This window comes from Winslowiella iniecta (assembly GCF_001267535.1).
Classification (GTDB): domain Bacteria; phylum Pseudomonadota; class Gammaproteobacteria; order Enterobacterales; family Enterobacteriaceae; genus Erwinia; species Erwinia iniecta.
Genome location: NZ_JRXE01000007.1, coordinates 169,424 through 187,087 on the forward strand (window position 1 = coordinate 169,424; position 17,664 = coordinate 187,087).

The window sequence follows — 17,664 nt, forward strand, 5'->3', positions numbered from 1 at the left end:
GCTTAGTTATCCAGATAGTGAGAAAGCCATTGCGGAATGCGCTGTTCCAGCCACATTTTCGGCTGGCGCAGGGTGCCGCCGACAAAGCCGACGTGTCCGCCATTTTGGGTCAGTTGATACTCAATATTAGCAGGTAGCCTGCTGAGTTCGGGAATGACGGCGCCGGTCATAAAGGGATCGTCCTGCGCATGGATGATCAGCAGCGGCTTAGTGATCGCTGGCAGCAGCGGCAGTGCGCTACAGCGACGGTAGTAGTCGAGCGCATTGCTAAAGCCGTGGGCGCGCGCGGTGATGGCATCATCAAAGTCACGCAGTTTCTTCAGCGCCTTTAGCTGGAGCAGATCCACCGGCAGCGTTCCCGGCCAGCGCCGCAGCTTTCGCTCGGCATTCTGTTTCAGCAGATTCAGCAGGTAGCGTTGATAAACGCGTGAGAACCCCTGTTCAAGGCGTTCGCTACAGGGCTCCAGCATCAGTGGCGCTGAGACCACCACGCCAGCATCCAGCAGGCAGTCGTCAGCCTGTTGACCCATCAGGTAAGCCAGCATATTGCCGCCCAGCGATACGCCAACCGCCGCGGTCGGCATTTTCCCCAGCGTATCTTGCATCCACTGCAGAAAGTAGCTGGCGTCGCTGGTCTCAGCGGAATGATAGATGCGCTGCATACGGTTAGGCTCACCGCTGCAGCCGCGAAAGTGCATCACCACTCCGAGCCAGCCGCATTCTTTCCATTTCTGCAACAGTCCGTGAGCATAAGGACTGTGAAAACTGCCCTCGAGGCCATGAAACAGCACCGCACGCGGTTTATCGCGCGCCAGTGCCGGATCTTCACTCCAGGCTAAATCAACAAAATCGCCATCGGGCAGTTCCAGCCGCTGCCAGTGGGGTTGCAGATAAATACGTCGCCGAATCAGACGAGGCAACAGGGTTTGCAGATGTGGATTACCCATGCCAGGCATCGGGTTAAATGAATAATCACCTGTGGGACTAAATTTCATGTTCAGAGGGCTTGTACGATCCATATCACACTGTTAGCTTCGATGGGTTTGCAATCGTTTGGGGGGTGAGGAGCACCCGTTTCATGGAACTGAGTCTTTTTCTGTCGATGCTGGGCTTTTTGTGGGTCGCCGCAATTACCCCCGGCCCTAATAATATGTTACTCACCGCCTCCGGTGCCAATTTCGGTTTTATTCGCTCATTGCCGTTGATGATCGGAATTATGCTCGGTATGCAGGCGATGCTGCTGTTGGTGGCGTTTGGCGTCGGTGGTCTGTTGCTGATTTACCCTTCGCTGCATCTTATCCTGAAAATCGCCGGTAGCCTTTATCTGTTATGGCTGGCGTGGAAAATTGGTTCAGCCAGTTACGAAAAGCTTGAGACTGGCGAAGGGCCGGCAGCACCGATGCCGTTCTGGCAGGGAGGGCTATTACAGCTAATCAACCCGAAGGCCTGGTTGATGGCGCTGGGTGCGGTAGCCAGTTTTAGTCTGGCAGGCGAGGCTTATCGCAGCTCGGTGGTGGCGATCAGTATTGGTATTGTCTCGGTCAATATTATTTCCGGAGTCATCTGGCTGGGCTTTGGTACGCTGATTGGTCGTATCCTGCGCAGCCGCCGTGCCTGGGCGATTTTCAATATTTCGATGGGGCTGCTCACCGCGGCCTGCGTTTTACTGATCTGGCATTAACTTCCCGGCACAATTAATCAACCACCGCTTAGCGGTGGTTTTTTTATGCCTGAATAAATCCGCTGCTGCGTTTTGCCATTTTTTGCATGAGTTATGCGCAATAACTTCTAATGCGATTTTGTGCTTAAAAAGAATTTTTAATTACTTATCGCCGTGCTCTCTGTCGGTTAAAACTATCAGCAAATCACCTGATAACAATAACCAGTGGAGTGAAACATGACGGGAAAATGGCGTTTATCTTTGGTTGCGGCAGCATTGTCACTGGCAGCGCTGAATGCGCATGCCGTCGATGTCACTGTGGCTTATCAGACTTCTGCCGAACCGGCAAAAGTTGCCCAGGCAGACAATACCTTTGCCAAAGAGAGTGGCGCGAAAGTTGACTGGCGCAAATTTGACAGCGGTTCCAGCGTGGTTCGCGCGCTGGCCTCAGGTGATGTGCAGATTGGTAATATTGGTTCCAGCCCACTGGCGGTTGCCGCCAGTCAGCAGGTGCCGATCGAAGTGTTCCTGCTGGCTTCGCAGCTGGGTAACTCCGAGGCACTGGTGGTGAAGAAAGGCATCACCTCACCAAAAGATTTGATTGGCAAGCGTATCGCGGTGCCGTTTATCTCAACGACACATTACAGCCTGCTGGCAGCGCTGAAACACTGGGACATTAAACCTGGACAGGTGCAGATCATCAACCTGCAACCTGCGGCGATCACAGCCGCCTGGCAGCGCGGCGATATTGATGGTGCTTATGTCTGGGCACCGGCAGTTAACGAGCTGGAGAAGGAAGGTCATGTGCTGACCGATTCCGCCCAGGTGGGTCAGTGGGGATCGCCGACGCTGGATGTCTGGGTGGTGCGCAAAGACTTCGCGCAGCAGCATCCTGAAGTCGTAACCGCCTTTGCCCGCAGCGCGCTGGCCGCGCAGAAAGCCTATCTCGATAACCCGGAGCAGTGGCTGAAAGCGGAAGATAACCTCAGCAAACTGTCGCGCCTGAGCGGTGTGCCAAATGAACAGGTGCCCGGGCTGGTAAAAGGCAATACCTACCTGACCGCCGCGCAACAGGTCACGCAGCTGGCGCAGCCGGTCGATAAAGCGATTGTGGATACCGCGAAATTCCTGAAAGAGCAGGGCAAAGTGCCGCAGGTGGCAACGGATTATAGCGATTACGTTACCGATCGTTTTGTTAAAACCCTCGCTAATCAGTAAGGCACGCCTATGTTATCAGTCTCTCATTTGCATGCCCGCTACGACGGTCATCTGGCGCTACAGGATATCAATCTGTCCATTGATTCCGGGGAGTTACTGGTGGTGCTTGGGCCGTCGGGCTGTGGCAAAACCACCTTACTCAACCTGATTGCCGGTTTTTTACCACCAGAATCCGGCACCCTTACCCTCGAAGGTAAAGCCATTACCGGACCGGGGGCTGAGCGTGGCGTGGTGTTTCAGCATGAGGGATTGCTGCCGTGGCGTAATGTGCTGGATAACGTGGCGTTTGGCCTGCAGCTGGCTGGCGTCAGCAAAACCGAACGGCGTGCGACTGCGCAGCGCATGCTGAAAAAAGTTGGGCTGGAAGGTGCTGAAAAGCGCTATATCTGGCAACTTTCCGGCGGGATGCGCCAGCGCGTGGGGATTGCCCGAGCGCTGGCCGCCGATCCGCAGCTGTTACTGCTTGATGAACCCTTTGGCGCGCTGGATGCTTTTACCCGCGAGCAGATGCAGGAGCTGCTGCTGAAGTTGTGGAGTGAAAGCGGCAAAAAGGTCTTGCTGATAACGCATGATATTGAAGAAGCGGTGTTTCTTGCCAGCGAGCTGATTCTGTTGTCGCCGGGGCCGGGTCGTATTATCGAACGGCTTTCGCTTGATTTCGGCCGTCGCTATGCTGCCGGTGAATCCTGCCGCGCAATCAAATCAGACCCGCGCTTTATTGAACGCCGTGAATATGTTCTCAGCCGGGTATTTCAGCAACGCGAGGTGTTCTCATGAGTTCACTGATTAATGACAAAGTGACGACGCCAGCGGCATCACGTCTGCGCTGGCCGCTGTCGCGCCAGCTGACGCTGAGTGTTGCGACGATGCTGGTGCTGCTGACTATCTGGTGGGGCGTTACCGCGCTGAAACTGATCAGCCCGCTGTTTCTGCCCGCGCCGCAGCAAGTACTGCATCAGTTACTGACCGTTGCCAGCGCGCAAGGATTTATGGATGCGACTTTATGGCAGCATCTGGCTGCCAGCCTGACGCGAATTCTGATTGCGCTGTTCGCTGCGGCATTAATCGGCATCCCGGTAGGTATCGCGATGGGGTTGAACTCAACGGTGCGCGGCATTCTTGATCCGCTGATTGAACTTTATCGCCCGGTGCCGCCGCTGGCCTATTTGCCGCTGATGGTGATCTGGTTTGGCATCGGCGAAACCTCAAAAATCTTACTGATCTATCTGGCGATCTTTGCCCCGGTGGCGCTCTCGGCGCTGGCGGGAGTGAAAAGCGCGCAGCAGGTGCGGCTGCGTGCGGCGCAATCGCTGGGAGCCAGCCGCTGGCAGGTGCTGTGGTATGTGGTATTGCCCGGCGCGCTGCCGGAGATTTTAACCGGGCTGCGAATCGGACTGGGTGTCGGCTGGTCGACACTGGTGGCTGCCGAGCTGATTGCGGCCACGCGCGGACTGGGATTTATGGTGCAGTCTGCCGGTGAGTTTCTTGCCACAGATGTGGTGCTGGCAGGTATTGCCGTGATTGCGGTAATCGCTTTTACCTTAGAACTGGGTCTGCGCGCGCTACAGCGTCGTCTGACACCCTGGCATGGAGTTGTACAATGAACGAACGTCTCACTATCACCGCGCTTGGCCCATATATCGGGGCTGAAGTCAGTAATCTTGATCTGGCTCGTCCATTGAGCGATGCCCAGTTTGAACAGCTGTATCATGCGATGATTCGCCATCAGGTGCTGTTTTTCCGTCAGCAGCCGCTGACGCCGGTGCTGCATCGGGCGCTGGCCGCGCGTTTTGGCGATCTGCATATTCATCCGGTCTATCCGCATGCCGCTGATGTTGAAGAGATTATCGTACTGGATACTCATGACAATAATCCGCCGGATAATGATAACTGGCATACCGACGTCACCTTTATCGACACCCCGCCCGCCGGCGCGATTCTTGCCGCTAAGCAGCTGCCGGAAACCGGTGGTGACACCCTGTGGGCCAGCGGTATTGCCGCGTATGAAGCTCTTTCCGCACCGTTTAAGACCTTGCTGAGTGGGTTGCAAGCCGAGCATGACTTCACCAAATCGTTCCAGGAGTTTAAACATCGTGGCAGCGAAGAGGAGCATGCACGCTGGAAAAAAGCGGTGGCCAGTAACCCGCCGCTGTTGCATCCGGTAATACGCACCCATCCGGTCAGCGGCAAGCAGGCACTGTTTGTTAATGAGGGCTTTACCACGCGTATTGTCAATTTAACGCAGAAAGAGAGTGATGCGCTGCTGGCATTTCTGTTTGCGCATATCACGAAACCTGAGTTTCAGGTGCGCTGGCGCTGGCAGCAGGATGATGTGGCGATTTGGGATAATCGAGTGACGCAGCACTATGCGAATGCTGACTATCTGCCGCAAAGGCGCATTATGCATCGCGCCACGATTTTAGGTGATAAACCGTTTTATCGTGCTGGTTAAGGCGAAGGGCGGCGAAAACGCCGCCCGCTAACCCATTATTCTGCCAGCATATTCTCCAGCTGTTCCTGCGCATCAAGCCATGCCATTTCACACTCTTCTAATGCGGATTTACTCTCGGCCTGACGTTGCAGCGCGGCGGTTAAATCGGCTTTGCGGCTTTGCTCGTAAATCGTCGAGTCGGACAGCTGCTCCTCCGCCGCTGCCAGCTGCGCATTCAGCTTCTCCATCTGCTTTTCCAGCTGGGTAATCTGTTTACGCAGCGGCTGCGTCTGGGTGCGCAGTTCGGCTTCTCGCCGCTTCTGATCTTTGCGCGATTGGGCGCTGTTGGCATTATCCAGCTTCGGTGCCGCATCCTGCTGAGCTTCTTGCTTCTGAACATCGCTCAGCCACTGCTGATAATCTTCCAGATCGCCTTCAAACACTTCCACTTTACCGTCGTGAACCAGGTAAAGATCGTCAGTGGTTGAACGCAATAAGTGACGATCGTGCGACACCACCACCAGTGCGCCTTCGAAATCAATCAACGCCTCGGTCAGCGCCTGACGCATATCCAGATCGAGGTGGTTGGTCGGTTCATCAAGCAGCAACAGGTTAGGGCGTTGCCAGACAATCAGCGCCAGCACCAGGCGCGCTTTTTCACCACCGGAAAAGCGCTCGGTTCTCTCACTGACCTGATCGCCCTGGAAGCCAAAGCCACCGAGATAATCACGCAGCTGCTGTTCCAGCACTTTTGGCGCCAGACGCACCAGATGCTGCAATGGCGATTCATCTGCCCGTAAGAATTCCAGCTGATGCTGGGCGAAGTAACCAAGCTTAATCCCTTTGGCCAGCCCGATATCGCCCTGCAACGGCATCAGTTCACCGGCCAACAGTTTGATCAGTGTCGACTTACCCGCACCGTTGCGGCCCAGCAGGCCAATGCGCGAACCGGGCACCAGGTTCAGTTTAATCGAGTTAAGAATCACCCGGTCGTGATAACCCGCGCTGACTTTTTCTATTTTCAGTAGCGGATTCGGCAGGCTTTCCGGCTGGCGGAAGCTGAAAGTGAACGGGTTATCGACGTGCGCCGGGGCAATCAGCTCCATGCGCTCCAGCATTTTGATACGGCTCTGCGCCTGTTTAGCCTTGGTGGCCTGGGCGCGAAAACGATCGATATAGCTTTGTAAGTGGGCGACTTTCTGCTGCTGATGTTCAAACAGCGACTGTTGTTGCGCCAGCTTGGTGGCTCGCTGACGTTCAAACGAGCTGTAGTTGCCGGTGTATTCAAACAGCGCTTGCTGCTCGATATGCAAAATTTTATCCACTACCGGATCAAGGAAGTCACGGTCGTGGGAAATCAGGATCAGCGTGCCGGGATAGCTTTTCAGCCAGCGCTCCAGCCAGATCACCGCGTCAAGATCAAGGTGGTTAGTCGGTTCATCCAGCAGGAGCAGATCGGAGCGAACCAGCAGCGCCTGTGCAAGGTTCAGACGCATGCGCCAGCCACCGGAGAAATCACTGACCGGGCGCTGCAACTGTTCCTGACTGAAACCTAAGCCGTGCAGCAGACTGGCAGCGCGCGACTGAATGGTCCAGGCCTGAATCGCATCCAGTTTGCCATGCAGCGTAGCGATGGCATGCCCATCGTTAATGTCATTGGCATGCTGTAATTCGGACTCCAGCTGACGAAATTCGCGGTCACCATCGATAACATACTCAATCGCTGGCATATCAAGCGCAGGTGTTTCCTGGTTGACCCAGGCCAGCGCCCAGTTAGTCGGAAAGGTGAGGTTGCCCGCGTCGGCGCTCATCTCGTTCTTCAGCAGCGACAGCAGGGTCGATTTTCCGCAGCCGTTCTTACCCACCAGCCCGACCTTTTGGCCTGGGTTAATGGTGGCAGTAGCATTGTCCAGCAGCACGCGGATGCCGCGACGAATTTGTAACGAGGAAAATACAATCATAAGCGCCGTATCGTCAGAATATGTTAATTTGTTGTCATCATAATCAGAATTTCGGAATGACCTATTCCGTTGCGTCGAGCATGGTAGCTGAAAACGTACACCATGACGACGATTGAAGGGGACAAGATGTCGCAGCCACCTAAAGTTTTGCTGCTATATGCTCACCCGGAATCACAAGATTCGATAGCTAATCGCGTTTTGTTACAGCCGGCAAAGCAGTTAGCCCATGTCACCGTGCACGACCTTTACGCGCACTATCCTGATTTTTTTATTGATGTGAACTACGAGCAGCAACTGCTGCGTGAGCATCAAATTATTGTGTTCCAGCACCCGCTCTACACTTACAGCTGCCCCGCGCTGCTGAAAGAGTGGCTGGACCGCGTGCTGTCGCGTGGCTTCGCCAGCGGCGTCGGCGGCAATGTGCTGGAAGGTAAATACTGGCGCAGTGTGATTACCACCGGCGAGCCGGAAGCGGCCTATCATCAGCACGGGCTGAATCGCTATCCGCTGTCGGAAATTATGCGGCCGTTTGAACTCACCGCACAGATGTGCCGGATGCACTGGATGACGCCGATGATTATTTACTGGGCGCGCCGTCAGACACCGGAAGTCATGAAAAATTATGCGCGAGCATACGGTGACTGGCTGGCGTCACCGTTGCCGCATGGAGGTTGTTAAATGGAAGGACAAACCCTGTTGACGGCTGGCGTGCTGTATCTGTTTGCCGCCGTGGTGGCGGTGCCGATTGCCGCACGACTGGGCATTGGGGCGGTACTGGGCTATCTGCTGGCAGGCATTGCGATTGGCCCGTGGGGATTAGGATTTATCAGTGACGTTGATGAGATCCTGCATTTCTCCGAGCTTGGCGTGGTGTTTCTGATGTTTATCATTGGCCTGGAGCTGAATCCTTCTAAGCTCTGGGAATTACGGCGCTCGATATTTGGTGTCGGCGCAGCGCAGGTGATTTTCAGTGCCGCAGTGCTCGGCGGTTTGCTGTGGCTGACCGATTTTTCCTGGCAGGCGGCGATGATCGGCGGTATTGGTCTGGCGATGTCCTCGACGGCGATGGCGCTGCAACTGATGCGCGACAAAGGCATGAACCGCAACGAATCCGGGCAACTCGGCTTCTCGGTATTGCTGTTCCAGGATATCGCGGTGATCCCGGCGTTGGCGATGGTGCCTCTGCTGGCCGGTGGCGACAGCGGCCATATCGACTGGATGAAAGTCGGGATGAAGGTACTGGCGTTTGGCGGCATGCTGATTGGTGGCCGCTATTTACTGCGGCCGATTTTCCGCTTTATCGCCGCGTCCGGCGTGCGCGAAGTGTTTACCGCGGCGGCGCTGCTGCTGGTGCTGGGTTCGGCATTATTTATGGATATGCTTGGCGTATCGATGGCGCTGGGGACGTTTATTGCCGGGATCCTGCTGGCGGAGAGCGAATACCGCCACGAGCTGGAAATCGCCATTGAGCCGTTTAAAGGCTTGCTGCTTGGCCTGTTCTTTATCTCGGTCGGCATGGCGCTGAATCTCGGCGTGCTCTACACCCATATTCTTGAAATCCTGATCGGCGTCGTGGCGCTGGTGCTGGTAAAAATCGCGGTGCTGTATCTGCTGGCGCGGATCTACGGCTTGCGCAGTTCAGAACGTCTGCAGTTTGCCGGGGTGCTGAGCCAGGGCGGTGAATTTGCTTTCGTGCTGTTCTCTGCCGCATCGTCGGCAAAACTGTTTAGCGGCGATCAACTGCCGCTGCTGCTGGTTACCGTCACGCTGTCGATGATGACCACGCCGCTACTGATGCAGGGCATCGATAAAATCCTGACCCGTCGCTTTAATGAGACCGATGCCAGCGAAGAAAAACCCTTTGTTGAAGATGACAAACCTCAGGTTATCGTGGTGGGATTTGGCCGCTTTGGGCAGGTGGTTGGCCGCTTACTGATGGCTAATAAAAAACGCATTACCGTGCTGGAACGCGATATCAGTGCGGTCAGCCTGATGCGTAAATATGGCTATAAAGTATACTATGGCGATGCTACCGAGCTGGAGCTGTTGCGTGCGGCAGGAGCGGAGAGTGCGCAGTCCATCGTGATTACCTGCAATGAGCCGGAAGATTCGATGACCATTGTGCATCTTTGTCAGCAGCACTTCCCTCATCTGCAAATTCTGGCGCGCGCGCGGGGCCGTGTTGAAGCCCATGAGCTGTTGCAGGCTGGCGTGACGCAATTCTCGCGCGAAACCTTCTCCAGTGCGCTGGAGCTGGGGCGTAAGGCGCTGATGACGGTCGGCATGCATCCGCATCAGGCGACGCGTGCACAACTGCACTTCCGCCGGCTGGATATGCGCATGCTGCGCGACCTGATGCCAAACCACGGCGACAGCGCGCAGATATCGCGCGTGCGGGAAGCGCGCCGCGAGCTGGAAGACATTTTCCAGACGGAGATGCAGCATGAGAAGCGGCAGTATGATGGCTGGGACGAGTTCGAATAATTCATCCAGGGGCGGCGTTAGCGCCGCCGCAATATGGAAAAAAACATGCGTAAACGTTTTATCGCCGGTGCGGTTTGCCCGCACTGTCAGGAAAAAGACACTCTCGCGCTATGGCGGGAAAACAATGTTGATGTCGTTGAATGTGTAAAATGTGGTCATCAGATGCGTGAAGCGGATAAGCAGGTACGCGATCAGGTTCGCACGAATGAGCAAGTGATCGGTATTTTTCATCCGGAGTAGCGTAATGGCCCGGCTTTTTTTAAGCTTAAGCGTACAGCGGGGTTGAATTCCGCTACAATCGCCGCCATTAAAACCTCTCTGGTTGGTATTATTGCACGCAAAAATAGACCAATGAGGCAGGATCGAAGTTCTCAACGGTTAGGAGATATCATGAAAGTAGCAAAAGACCTGGTGGTAAGCCTGGCCTATCAGGTACGTACAGAAGACGGTGTATTGGTTGACGAGTCTCCGGTGAGCGCACCGTTGGACTATCTGCACGGTCATGGTTCCCTGATTTCTGGTCTGGAAAACGCGCTGGAAAATCACGTAGTGGGTGATAAATTCGACGTGCATATCGCGGCTAACGAAGCCTACGGTCAGTATGACGAAAACCTGGTGCAGCGTGTACCGAAAGACGTGTTCATGGGCGTCGACGAGCTGCAGGTTGGCATGCGTTTCCTGGCTGAGACCGACCAGGGTCCGGTTCCAGTTGAAATTACTGAAGTTGAAGATGAGCATGTTGTGGTTGACGGTAACCACATGCTGGCGGGTCAGAACCTGAACTTCAACGTAGAAGTTATCGCGATTCGTGAAGCAACCGAGGAAGAGCTGGCTCATGGCCACGTTCACGGCGAGAATGGTCATCATCACGACCATGATCACGATCACGACCATGACCACGGTAAAGGTGGTTGCGGTACCGGCGGCTGTGGCTGCCACTAAGCATCAGATGCTTAATAAAAAGGTCGCTTCGGCGACCTTTTTTGTTTTAAGGGGAGATTCTGTTGGCAGCACCTGGCCGCAGTCATGCGCTACCACTCATTAATAATGAGGTGGTGGGGTTTCTTCCGACTGCGAAGCAATCATTGATGGTGCTGCGGCTTTTAATTTATCCAGCATCAGGCGTAACTGTTCACGCATTCTCGCCATCTCAAGCTCATGCTGCACCACCGTCTGATTCAGCTCCTCAATGGTGTGCTCCTGAAAAGCCAGCTTGCTTTCCAGCAACTCCAGCCGCTGTTCAAACAATGATTGTTGCATACTATTTCCTCTTGTTACTGCATGCGCAGCGTTTTCGGGGCGATTCATCTGATTCTAACGGTAAAAGCATTGCTTTACACAGGCAAAAGCAGCTAATTTCGAGCTAACGATTGAAAAATGGTTTTGCTGTCTTCATGTACTCTTTGAAACTTAACGGCATTACAACAGTCGTAGGTTAACTGAGTAATCTGTCGCAGAACCAGGTAGTTTACTCGCGCACAGTTTTAGTACTGACCGACAGGTTAAAATGATTTCCGAGGTGAGAGGCTTCGGTTTTGGAGAAATGGATGAAATCACTGTTTAAAGTCACATTGTTAGCTACCACTATGGCCGTTGCGCTGAATGCACCGCTGGCAATGGCAGCAGAATCCGCACCTGCTCAACAGGCCGCGCCTCAGGCTCCTAAAAACGCCGCGTTTAAAAATGAGGATCAGCAGTCCGCTTATGCGCTGGGTGCATCCTTAGGCCGTTACATGGAAAACTCCCTCAAGGAGCAAGAAAAGCTGGGTATCAAACTGGAGAAAGACCAGCTGATCGCCGGCGTGCAGGATGCGTTTGCCGGTAAGAGCAAACTCTCTGATAAAGAGATCGAGCAAACTCTGCAATCCTTCGAAGGCCGTGTGAAAGGCGCTGCTCAGACTAAGATGGAGCAAGATGCGAAAGAGAACGCCGGTAAAGGTGAAGCTTACGCAGCGAAATTTGCTAAAGAAAAAGGCGTGAAGAAAACCGACTCTGGCCTGCTGTATCAGGTAGCGAAAGAGGGGACCGGTGACGCGCCAAAAGACAGCGATACTGTGGTCGTGAACTACAAAGGTACGCTGATCGACGGTACTGAGTTCGATAACTCCTACACCCGTGGTGAGCCACTGTCATTCCGTCTCGATGGCGTGATCCCTGGCTGGACCGAAGGTCTGAAACACGTGAAGAAAGGCGGCAAAATCAAGCTGGTGATTCCACCACAGCTGGCTTACGGTAAAAATGGCGTTCCGGGTATTCCGGCTAACTCCACGCTGGTATTTGATGTAGAACTGCTTGATATCAAACCAGCACCAAAAGCAGACGAAAAGGCACAAGCCCCTGCCGCTGCTGACAAACAAGCACAGTAATCGCTGAGTTTGTTCCCGGTATGACGGGAAGAACCGCCGCAGCCACTGCGGCGGTTCTGTGTCACTTTCTGCCCCGCGTTTCACCACTTTTCGAGATTCTACGCAATTAGCAACAAACGCCAGGACATGACTTTGTCAGATTTGCTAAACTGTTTATCGCGCAAAATTCTGATGATGAGTCTGCCCAGGCCGCGCTGAGACAGGCTCCAGCCACTATTAGGGTGTCTCTTTCATGTCTAATCCATTCAGTCCCAGTGAGCTAACCGAGTCAGACTTACTGGAGCAACATCCGTTCGTCCAGACCGACCACGATATTCTGAAGTCCTACGAAGCGGTGGTCGATGGCCTGGCGATGCTGATCGGTTCCCACTGTGAAATCGTGCTTCACTCGCTGGAAGATCTGAAGTGTTCGGCGGTGCGTATCGCCAATGGCGAACATACCGGCCGCAAAATCGGCTCGCCGATTACCGACCTCGCGCTGCGTATGCTGCATGATATGACCGGGGCGGATACCAATGTCTCCAGAGCCTATTTCACCCGCGCCAAAAGTGGCGTGCTGATGAAATCGGTCACCATTGCCATTCGCAACCGGGAACATCGGGTGATTGGTTTACTGTGCATTAACATGAACCTCGATGTGCCGTTCTCACAAATCATGTCGACGTTTATGCCGCCGGAAATCAAAGAGGTCGCCTCATCGGTTAACTTCGCCTCCTCAGTTGAGGATCTGGTGATGCAAACGCTGGAGTTCACCATTGAAGAGGTCAGTGCCGATCGCAATGTGTCGAACAACGCCAAGAACCGGCAGATTGTGCTCAACCTGTATGAGAAGGGCATTTTCGATATTAAAGATGCGATTAATCAGGTGGCCGACCGTCTGAATATCTCCAAGCACACCGTTTACCTTTACATTCGCCAGTTCAAGAGCGGCGATTTTCAGGGGCAAGAGCGCTAATGCGTTTTACGCTGCTGGTTACCGGCCCGGCCTATGGCACTCAGCAGGCGAGCAGCGCATGGCGGTTTGCTAATGCGCTGCTGGCGGCAGGGCATACCCTGTCCAGTGTCTTCTTCTATCGGGAAGGCGTGCTGAATGCTAATCAGCTGACTGCGCCCGCCAGCGATGAGTTTGATCTGGTGCGTGGCTGGCAGAAATTACATACCGATCACGGTACCGCGCTGCATATTTGCGTGGCTGCGGCGTTACGGCGTGGCGTTACCGATCGGCAGCAGGCGGAGAGTCTCGCGCTGCCGACGGCCAATCTGCAACCGGGCTTTGAGCTGACCGGATTGGGATCGCTGGCGGAAGCGGTGTTGAGCTGCGAACGACTGGTGCAATTTTAATGAATTCGATCGCCTTTATCTTTACTCAGGCGCCACATGGCAGCAGCGCTGGCCGTGAAGCGCTGGATGCGGTGCTGGCGACGTCGGCACTCAGTGATGATGTCGCGCTGTTTTTTATCGGAGATGGCGTGCTGCAACTCACCGCAGGCCAGCAGCCAGAGAAAATACTGGCGCGTAATTACATCGCCACCTTTGGTGTGCTGCCGCTGTACGACGTCAGTCAGTGTTATCTCTGCGCGGCATCGCTTGCCGAGCGTGGCCTGTCAGCTGATGCTCCGCGCGTGCTGAATGCAGAGGTGCTGAGCAGCGATGCGCTGCGTGAACGCCTCGCTCAGTTTGACCGGCTGCTGACTTTTTAAGGAATGTCGATGCTGCATACCCTGATGAATTCTCCGTTTCAGTGTGACTTCAATTTGTTGTTACGCATGCTGAAAGCCGGAGATGAACTGTTATTGCTGCAAGATGGTGTGCTGGCTGCTTTAGAGGGCAGTAGCGCACTGACATCGCTGCTGGCGGCACCGGTGACGCTGTATGTTTTGCAGGACGACGTTGATGCGCGCGGTCTTGCTGCTCAAATTTCAGCCAGTCTGACGTCAGTGAGCTATACTGAGTTCGTCGCGCTGACGGTGAAACATTCTCAGCAAATGACCTGGTAAACACGGTAATCCTGGTTATTTCTTGACACCTTTTAAGCTCAGCTCTAAAATTCTGCGTCCTCGTGATACTGCGAGGTGATTTATTACGTGTTTACGAAGCAAAAGCAAATCCCAGGAGCTATTTAATGGCAACAGTTAATCAGCTGGTTCGCAAACCACGCGTACGCAAAGTTGCAAAAAGCAACGTGCCTGCGCTGGAAGCCTGCCCGCAGAAACGTGGTGTATGTACTCGTGTATACACTACTACCCCTAAAAAACCGAACTCCGCACTGCGTAAAGTATGTCGTGTTCGTTTAACCAACGGTTTTGAAGTTACCTCCTACATCGGCGGTGAAGGTCATAACCTGCAGGAACACTCCGTGATCCTGATCCGTGGCGGTCGTGTTAAAGACTTGCCAGGTGTGCGTTACCACACTGTTCGTGGCGCGCTGGACTGCTCCGGTGTTAAAGACCGTAAGCAAGCTCGCTCCAAGTATGGCGTGAAGAAGCCAAAGGCTTAATGGTTCTCCGTTAAGTAAGGCCAAACGTTTTAAATAAATGTCAAAATAAACTCGTAGAGTTTTGGACAATCCTGAATTAACAACGGAGTATTTCCATGCCACGTCGTCGCGTTATTGGTCAGCGTAAAATTCTGCCAGATCCTAAGCACGGATCAGAGCTGCTGGCTAAATTTGTAAACATCCTGATGGTAGATGGTAAAAAATCTACTGCTGAAGCAATCGTCTATACCGCGCTGGAGACCCTGGCTCAGCGTTCTGGTAAAAACGAACTGGAAGCTTTCGAAGTAGCTCTGGACAACGTGCGTCCGACTGTCGAAGTTAAGTCTCGCCGCGTTGGTGGTTCTACTTATCAGGTACCAGTTGAAGTCCGTCCGGTTCGTCGTAATGCCCTGGCAATGCGTTGGATCGTAGAAGCTGCTCGTAAACGCGGTGATAAATCTATGGCTTTACGCCTGGCGAACGAACTTTCTGACGCTGCAGAGAACAAAGGTACTGCAGTTAAGAAACGTGAAGACGTTCACCGTATGGCTGAAGCCAACAAGGCGTTCGCTCACTACCGCTGGTAATAGCCACGTAGTCGTTAAGCTAACCAAGCGGGCGCTTCAACTAGCCAACCCGCTTGGGTTAACTAACCTTGAACGTCCGAGAATCAGAGGAATCAAATGGCTCGTACAACACCTATTGCACGTTATCGTAATATCGGTATCAGTGCACACATCGACGCCGGTAAGACCACTACTACCGAACGTATCCTGTTCTACACCGGTGTAAACCACAAAATCGGTGAAGTTCATGACGGCGCAGCCACCATGGACTGGATGGCACAGGAGCAGGAGCGTGGTATTACCATCACCTCCGCAGCGACCACTGCGTTCTGGTCAGGTATGGCTAAGCAGTTTGAGCCACACCGCGTAAACATTATCGACACCCCTGGACACGTTGACTTCACCATCGAAGTTGAACGTTCCATGCGTGTTCTCGACGGTGCAGTAATGGTTTACTGTGCAGTTGGTGGTGTTCAGCCACAGTCTGAAACCGTATGGCGTCAGGCAAACAAATATAAAGTTCCACGCATCGCGTTCGTTAACAAAATGGACCGTATGGGTGCTAACTTCCTGAAAGTTGTTGGTCAGATTGAATCACGTCTGGCGGCAACTCCGGTTCCTCTGCAGCTGGCTATTGGCGCTGAAGAAGGCTTCACCGGTGTTGTTGACCTGGTGAAAATGAAAGCCATCAACTGGAACGATGCTGACGCAGGCGTGACCTTCGTATACGAAGATATCCCGGCAGATATGCAGGAACTGGCTGAAGAATGGCGCGCGAAATTGGTCGAAGCCGCAGCTGAAGCTTCTGATGAGCTGATGGAGAAATTCTTTGGCGGCGAAGAGCTGAGCGAAGAAGAGATCAAAACTGCTCTGCGTAAGCGCGTTCTGAATAACGAAATTATCCTGGTAACCTGTGGTTCTGCATTTAAGAACAAAGGTGTGCAGGCGATGCTGGATGCGGTTATTGAATACCTGCCGGCACCGACTGACGTTACCGCGATTAACGGTATCCTGGACGATGGCAAAGATACTCCGGCTGTGCGTCACTCCGATGACGAAGAGCCGTTTGCTGCGCTGGCGTTCAAAATTGCTACCGACCCGTTTGTAGGTAACCTGACCTTCTTCCGTGTGTACTCTGGTATCGTAAACTCCGGTGACACCGTGTATAACCCGGTCAAATCTCAGCGTGAGCGTCTGGGCCGTATCGTACAGATGCACGCTAACAAACGTGAAGAGATCAAAGAAGTTCGCGCAGGCGATATCGCTGCTGCTATCGGTCTGAAAGAAGTGACCACCGGTGACACCCTGTGTGACCCGGATAACGTCATCATTCTGGAGCGTATGGAATTCCCTGAGCCGGTAATTTCTATCGCCGTAGAACCGAAAACCAAAGCTGACCAGGAAAAAATGGGTCTGGCTCTGGGCCGTCTGGCTAAAGAAGACCCGTCATTCCGCGTATGGACTGACGAAGAAACTAACCAGACTATTATCGCCGGTATGGGTGAGCTGCACCTCGACATCATCGTTGACCGCATGAAGCGTGAATTCAACGTTGAAGCGAACATCGGTAAGCCTCAGGTTGCTTACCGTGAAGCGATTCGTGCAAAAGTTACCGATATCGAAGGTAAACACGCCAAGCAGTCTGGTGGTCGTGGTCAGTACGGTCATGTTGTTATCGACATGTACCCACTGGAGCCGGGTTCAAACCCGAAAGGCTACGAATTTATCAACGACATCAAAGGTGGTGTGATTCCTGGCGAATACATCCCTGCTGTTGATAAAGGTATTCAGGAACAGCTGAAATCTGGCCCTCTGGCGGGTTATCCGGTAGTTGACCTCGGTGTGCGTCTGCACTTCGGTTCTTACCATGACGTTGACTCATCTGAACTGGCATTTAAACTGGCAGCATCTATCGCCTTTAAAGATGGCTTTAAGAAAGCGACTCCGGTACTGCTTGAGCCAATCATGAAGGTTGAAGTAGAGACTCCTGAAGAGAATACCGGTGACGTTATCGGTGACCTTAGCCGTCGTCGTGGTATGCTCAAAGGACAGGAATCTAACGCTACTGGCGTTCAGATTCACGCTGAAGTTCCGCTGTCTGAAATGTTCGGATACGCGACTCAGTTGCGTTCTCTGACCAAAGGCCGTGCTTCATACTCCATGGAGTTCCTGAAGTATGATGATGCGCCAAACAACGTCGCTCAGGCCGTTATTGAAGCTCGTAGTAAATAAGCTACAGTTTTAACATATTGATCATATGCTCTCACCTTAGGTGAGAGCATTAAAGTAAGGAATATTGTCGTGGCTAAAGAAAAATTTGAACGTTCAAAACCGCACGTCAACGTTGGTACTATCGGCCACGTTGACCACGGTAAAACTACCCTGACTGCAGCAATCACCACCGTACTGGCTAAAACTTTCGGCGGTTCTGCTCGTGCATTCGATCAGATCGATAACGCGCCAGAAGAAAAAGCTCGTGGTATCACCATCAACACTTCTCAC

At 53.4% G+C, this 17,664-nt stretch carries 21 protein-coding genes; 18 read left to right on the forward strand and 3 right to left on the reverse strand.

All coding sequences use genetic code 11. The features are described from left to right. Positions 1–2: 2 nt before the first annotated feature. Positions 3–1,019 carry a hydrolase gene (locus NG42_RS06780; RefSeq protein ID WP_052898507.1) on the reverse strand — a complete coding sequence of 339 codons (1,017 nt, stop codon included), beginning with the start codon at positions 1,017–1,019 and terminating at the stop codon, positions 3–5. 59 nt (positions 1,020–1,078) lie between these two features. Between NG42_RS06780 and NG42_RS06785 the strand changes: the two genes are divergently transcribed. The 5 genes from NG42_RS06785 (at position 1,079) to tauD (ending at position 5,330) form a co-directional block, all read left to right on the forward strand. After that, positions 1,079–1,681, forward strand: a complete 603-nt coding sequence (locus tag NG42_RS06785) for a LysE family translocator (RefSeq protein WP_052898508.1) — start codon at positions 1,079–1,081, stop codon at positions 1,679–1,681. 216 nt (positions 1,682–1,897) lie between these two features. Beyond that, the gene (gene tauA / locus NG42_RS06790) at positions 1,898–2,878 is read left to right on the forward strand and encodes a taurine ABC transporter substrate-binding protein (RefSeq protein WP_052898509.1); all 981 of its coding nucleotides are present in this window, start codon (positions 1,898–1,900) and stop codon (positions 2,876–2,878) included. 9 nt (positions 2,879–2,887) lie between these two features. After that, positions 2,888–3,655 (forward strand): taurine ABC transporter ATP-binding subunit, encoded by a 768-nt coding sequence (tauB, locus tag NG42_RS06795; protein ID WP_052898510.1) that lies wholly within the window; start codon positions 2,888–2,890, stop codon positions 3,653–3,655. Continuing rightward, positions 3,652–4,482 carry a taurine ABC transporter permease TauC gene (gene tauC, locus NG42_RS06800; protein ID WP_052898511.1) on the forward strand — a complete coding sequence of 277 codons (831 nt, stop codon included), beginning with the start codon at positions 3,652–3,654 and terminating at the stop codon, positions 4,480–4,482. The genes tauB and tauC overlap by 4 nt, the downstream gene beginning before the upstream one ends. Beyond that, positions 4,479–5,330 carry a taurine dioxygenase gene (tauD, locus tag NG42_RS06805; protein ID WP_052898512.1) on the forward strand — a complete coding sequence of 284 codons (852 nt, stop codon included), beginning with the start codon at positions 4,479–4,481 and terminating at the stop codon, positions 5,328–5,330. Before tauC ends, tauD begins: the two co-directional genes overlap by 4 nt. 35 nt (positions 5,331–5,365) lie before the next feature. Here the strand turns inward: tauD and NG42_RS06810 are convergent, their stop codons facing one another. Then, the gene (locus NG42_RS06810) at positions 5,366–7,270 is read right to left on the reverse strand and encodes an ABC transporter ATP-binding protein (protein WP_052898513.1); all 1,905 of its coding nucleotides are present in this window, start codon (positions 7,268–7,270) and stop codon (positions 5,366–5,368) included. Between the two features lie 126 nt (positions 7,271–7,396). Between NG42_RS06810 and kefG the strand changes: the two genes are divergently transcribed. From kefG to slyD, 4 genes are all read left to right on the forward strand, one after another. Further along, the gene (gene kefG / locus NG42_RS06815; protein WP_052898514.1) at positions 7,397–7,948 is read left to right on the forward strand and encodes a glutathione-regulated potassium-efflux system ancillary protein KefG; all 552 of its coding nucleotides are present in this window, start codon (positions 7,397–7,399) and stop codon (positions 7,946–7,948) included. Beyond that, complete coding sequence (kefB, locus tag NG42_RS06820; protein ID WP_052898515.1) at positions 7,949–9,754, forward strand: glutathione-regulated potassium-efflux system protein KefB; 1,806 nt, start codon at positions 7,949–7,951, stop codon at positions 9,752–9,754. It abuts the gene before it with no gap. A gap of 45 nt (positions 9,755–9,799) precedes the next feature. After that, the gene (locus NG42_RS06825) at positions 9,800–9,994 is read left to right on the forward strand and encodes a YheV family putative zinc ribbon protein (RefSeq protein WP_052898537.1); all 195 of its coding nucleotides are present in this window, start codon (positions 9,800–9,802) and stop codon (positions 9,992–9,994) included. Between the two features lie 150 nt (positions 9,995–10,144). After that, positions 10,145–10,696, forward strand: coding sequence for a peptidylprolyl isomerase (gene slyD / locus NG42_RS06830; RefSeq protein WP_052898516.1), 552 nt, complete (start codon positions 10,145–10,147; stop codon positions 10,694–10,696). A 99-nt stretch (positions 10,697–10,795) separates the two neighbouring features. On the opposite strand, the gene NG42_RS06835 is transcribed toward slyD, so the two are convergent. Beyond that, positions 10,796–11,014, reverse strand: a complete 219-nt coding sequence (locus tag NG42_RS06835; protein ID WP_052898517.1) for a protein SlyX — start codon at positions 11,012–11,014, stop codon at positions 10,796–10,798. Positions 11,015–11,301: 287 nt separating this feature from the next. Here NG42_RS06835 and fkpA point away from each other — a divergent pair, with 287 nt between their 5' ends. The 9 genes from fkpA to NG42_RS06880 form a co-directional block, all read left to right on the forward strand. Further along, positions 11,302–12,120 carry an FKBP-type peptidyl-prolyl cis-trans isomerase gene (fkpA, locus tag NG42_RS06840; protein ID WP_052898518.1) on the forward strand — a complete coding sequence of 273 codons (819 nt, stop codon included), beginning with the start codon at positions 11,302–11,304 and terminating at the stop codon, positions 12,118–12,120. Positions 12,121–12,352: 232 nt separating this feature from the next. Beyond that, positions 12,353–13,075: a helix-turn-helix transcriptional regulator gene (locus NG42_RS06845; protein WP_052898519.1), complete on the forward strand. Its 723-nt coding sequence runs from the start codon at positions 12,353–12,355 to the stop codon at positions 13,073–13,075. Continuing rightward, positions 13,075–13,461 carry a sulfurtransferase complex subunit TusD gene (gene tusD, locus NG42_RS06850; RefSeq protein ID WP_052898520.1) on the forward strand — a complete coding sequence of 129 codons (387 nt, stop codon included), beginning with the start codon at positions 13,075–13,077 and terminating at the stop codon, positions 13,459–13,461. Before NG42_RS06845 ends, tusD begins: the two co-directional genes overlap by 1 nt. After that, complete coding sequence (gene tusC / locus NG42_RS06855) at positions 13,461–13,820, forward strand: sulfurtransferase complex subunit TusC (RefSeq protein ID WP_052898521.1); 360 nt, start codon at positions 13,461–13,463, stop codon at positions 13,818–13,820. Before tusD ends, tusC begins: the two co-directional genes overlap by 1 nt. A 9-nt stretch (positions 13,821–13,829) precedes the next feature. After that, entirely contained in the window at positions 13,830–14,117 is a 288-nt protein-coding gene (gene tusB / locus NG42_RS06860; RefSeq protein ID WP_052898522.1) for a sulfurtransferase complex subunit TusB, read from the forward strand. 125 nt (positions 14,118–14,242) lie between these two features. Next, a complete protein-coding gene (rpsL, locus tag NG42_RS06865; RefSeq protein ID WP_003852912.1) occupies positions 14,243–14,617 on the forward strand; it encodes a 30S ribosomal protein S12 in 375 nt (124 codons plus the stop codon). Between the two features lie 95 nt (positions 14,618–14,712). Further along, a complete protein-coding gene (rpsG, locus tag NG42_RS06870) occupies positions 14,713–15,183 on the forward strand; it encodes a 30S ribosomal protein S7 (protein WP_052898523.1) in 471 nt (156 codons plus the stop codon). Between the two features lie 96 nt (positions 15,184–15,279). Beyond that, the gene (gene fusA, locus NG42_RS06875) at positions 15,280–17,394 is read left to right on the forward strand and encodes an elongation factor G (RefSeq protein WP_052898524.1); all 2,115 of its coding nucleotides are present in this window, start codon (positions 15,280–15,282) and stop codon (positions 17,392–17,394) included. A gap of 69 nt (positions 17,395–17,463) precedes the next feature. Continuing rightward, on the forward strand, positions 17,464–17,664 hold a 201-nt coding region (locus NG42_RS06880), incomplete at its 3' end, for a GTP-binding protein (RefSeq protein ID WP_052898525.1).

Coding starts and splice junctions, on each gene's coding strand:
- tauA (WP_052898509.1), top strand. CDS start 1,898: ATGACGGGAAAATGGCGTTTATCTTTGGTTGCGGCAGCATTGTCACTG.
- fkpA (WP_052898518.1), top strand. CDS start 11,302: ATGAAATCACTGTTTAAAGTCACATTGTTAGCTACCACTATGGCCGTT.
- NG42_RS06810 (WP_052898513.1), bottom strand. CDS start 7,270: ATGATTGTATTTTCCTCGTTACAAATTCGTCGCGGCATCCGCGTGCTG.
- fusA (WP_052898524.1), top strand. CDS start 15,280: ATGGCTCGTACAACACCTATTGCACGTTATCGTAATATCGGTATCAGT.
- tusC (WP_052898521.1), top strand. CDS start 13,461: ATGAATTCGATCGCCTTTATCTTTACTCAGGCGCCACATGGCAGCAGC.
- tusD (WP_052898520.1), top strand. CDS start 13,075: ATGCGTTTTACGCTGCTGGTTACCGGCCCGGCCTATGGCACTCAGCAG.
- tauD (WP_052898512.1), top strand. CDS start 4,479: ATGAACGAACGTCTCACTATCACCGCGCTTGGCCCATATATCGGGGCT.
- NG42_RS06785 (WP_052898508.1), top strand. CDS start 1,079: ATGGAACTGAGTCTTTTTCTGTCGATGCTGGGCTTTTTGTGGGTCGCC.
- kefG (WP_052898514.1), top strand. CDS start 7,397: ATGTCGCAGCCACCTAAAGTTTTGCTGCTATATGCTCACCCGGAATCA.
- NG42_RS06825 (WP_052898537.1), top strand. CDS start 9,800: ATGCGTAAACGTTTTATCGCCGGTGCGGTTTGCCCGCACTGTCAGGAA.
- rpsL (WP_003852912.1), top strand. CDS start 14,243: ATGGCAACAGTTAATCAGCTGGTTCGCAAACCACGCGTACGCAAAGTT.
- NG42_RS06780 (WP_052898507.1), bottom strand. CDS start 1,019: ATGGATCGTACAAGCCCTCTGAACATGAAATTTAGTCCCACAGGTGAT.
- tauB (WP_052898510.1), top strand. CDS start 2,888: ATGTTATCAGTCTCTCATTTGCATGCCCGCTACGACGGTCATCTGGCG.
- NG42_RS06835 (WP_052898517.1), bottom strand. CDS start 11,014: ATGCAACAATCATTGTTTGAACAGCGGCTGGAGTTGCTGGAAAGCAAG.
- kefB (WP_052898515.1), top strand. CDS start 7,949: ATGGAAGGACAAACCCTGTTGACGGCTGGCGTGCTGTATCTGTTTGCC.
- tauC (WP_052898511.1), top strand. CDS start 3,652: ATGAGTTCACTGATTAATGACAAAGTGACGACGCCAGCGGCATCACGT.
- rpsG (WP_052898523.1), top strand. CDS start 14,713: ATGCCACGTCGTCGCGTTATTGGTCAGCGTAAAATTCTGCCAGATCCT.
- slyD (WP_052898516.1), top strand. CDS start 10,145: ATGAAAGTAGCAAAAGACCTGGTGGTAAGCCTGGCCTATCAGGTACGT.
- NG42_RS06845 (WP_052898519.1), top strand. CDS start 12,353: ATGTCTAATCCATTCAGTCCCAGTGAGCTAACCGAGTCAGACTTACTG.
- tusB (WP_052898522.1), top strand. CDS start 13,830: ATGCTGCATACCCTGATGAATTCTCCGTTTCAGTGTGACTTCAATTTG.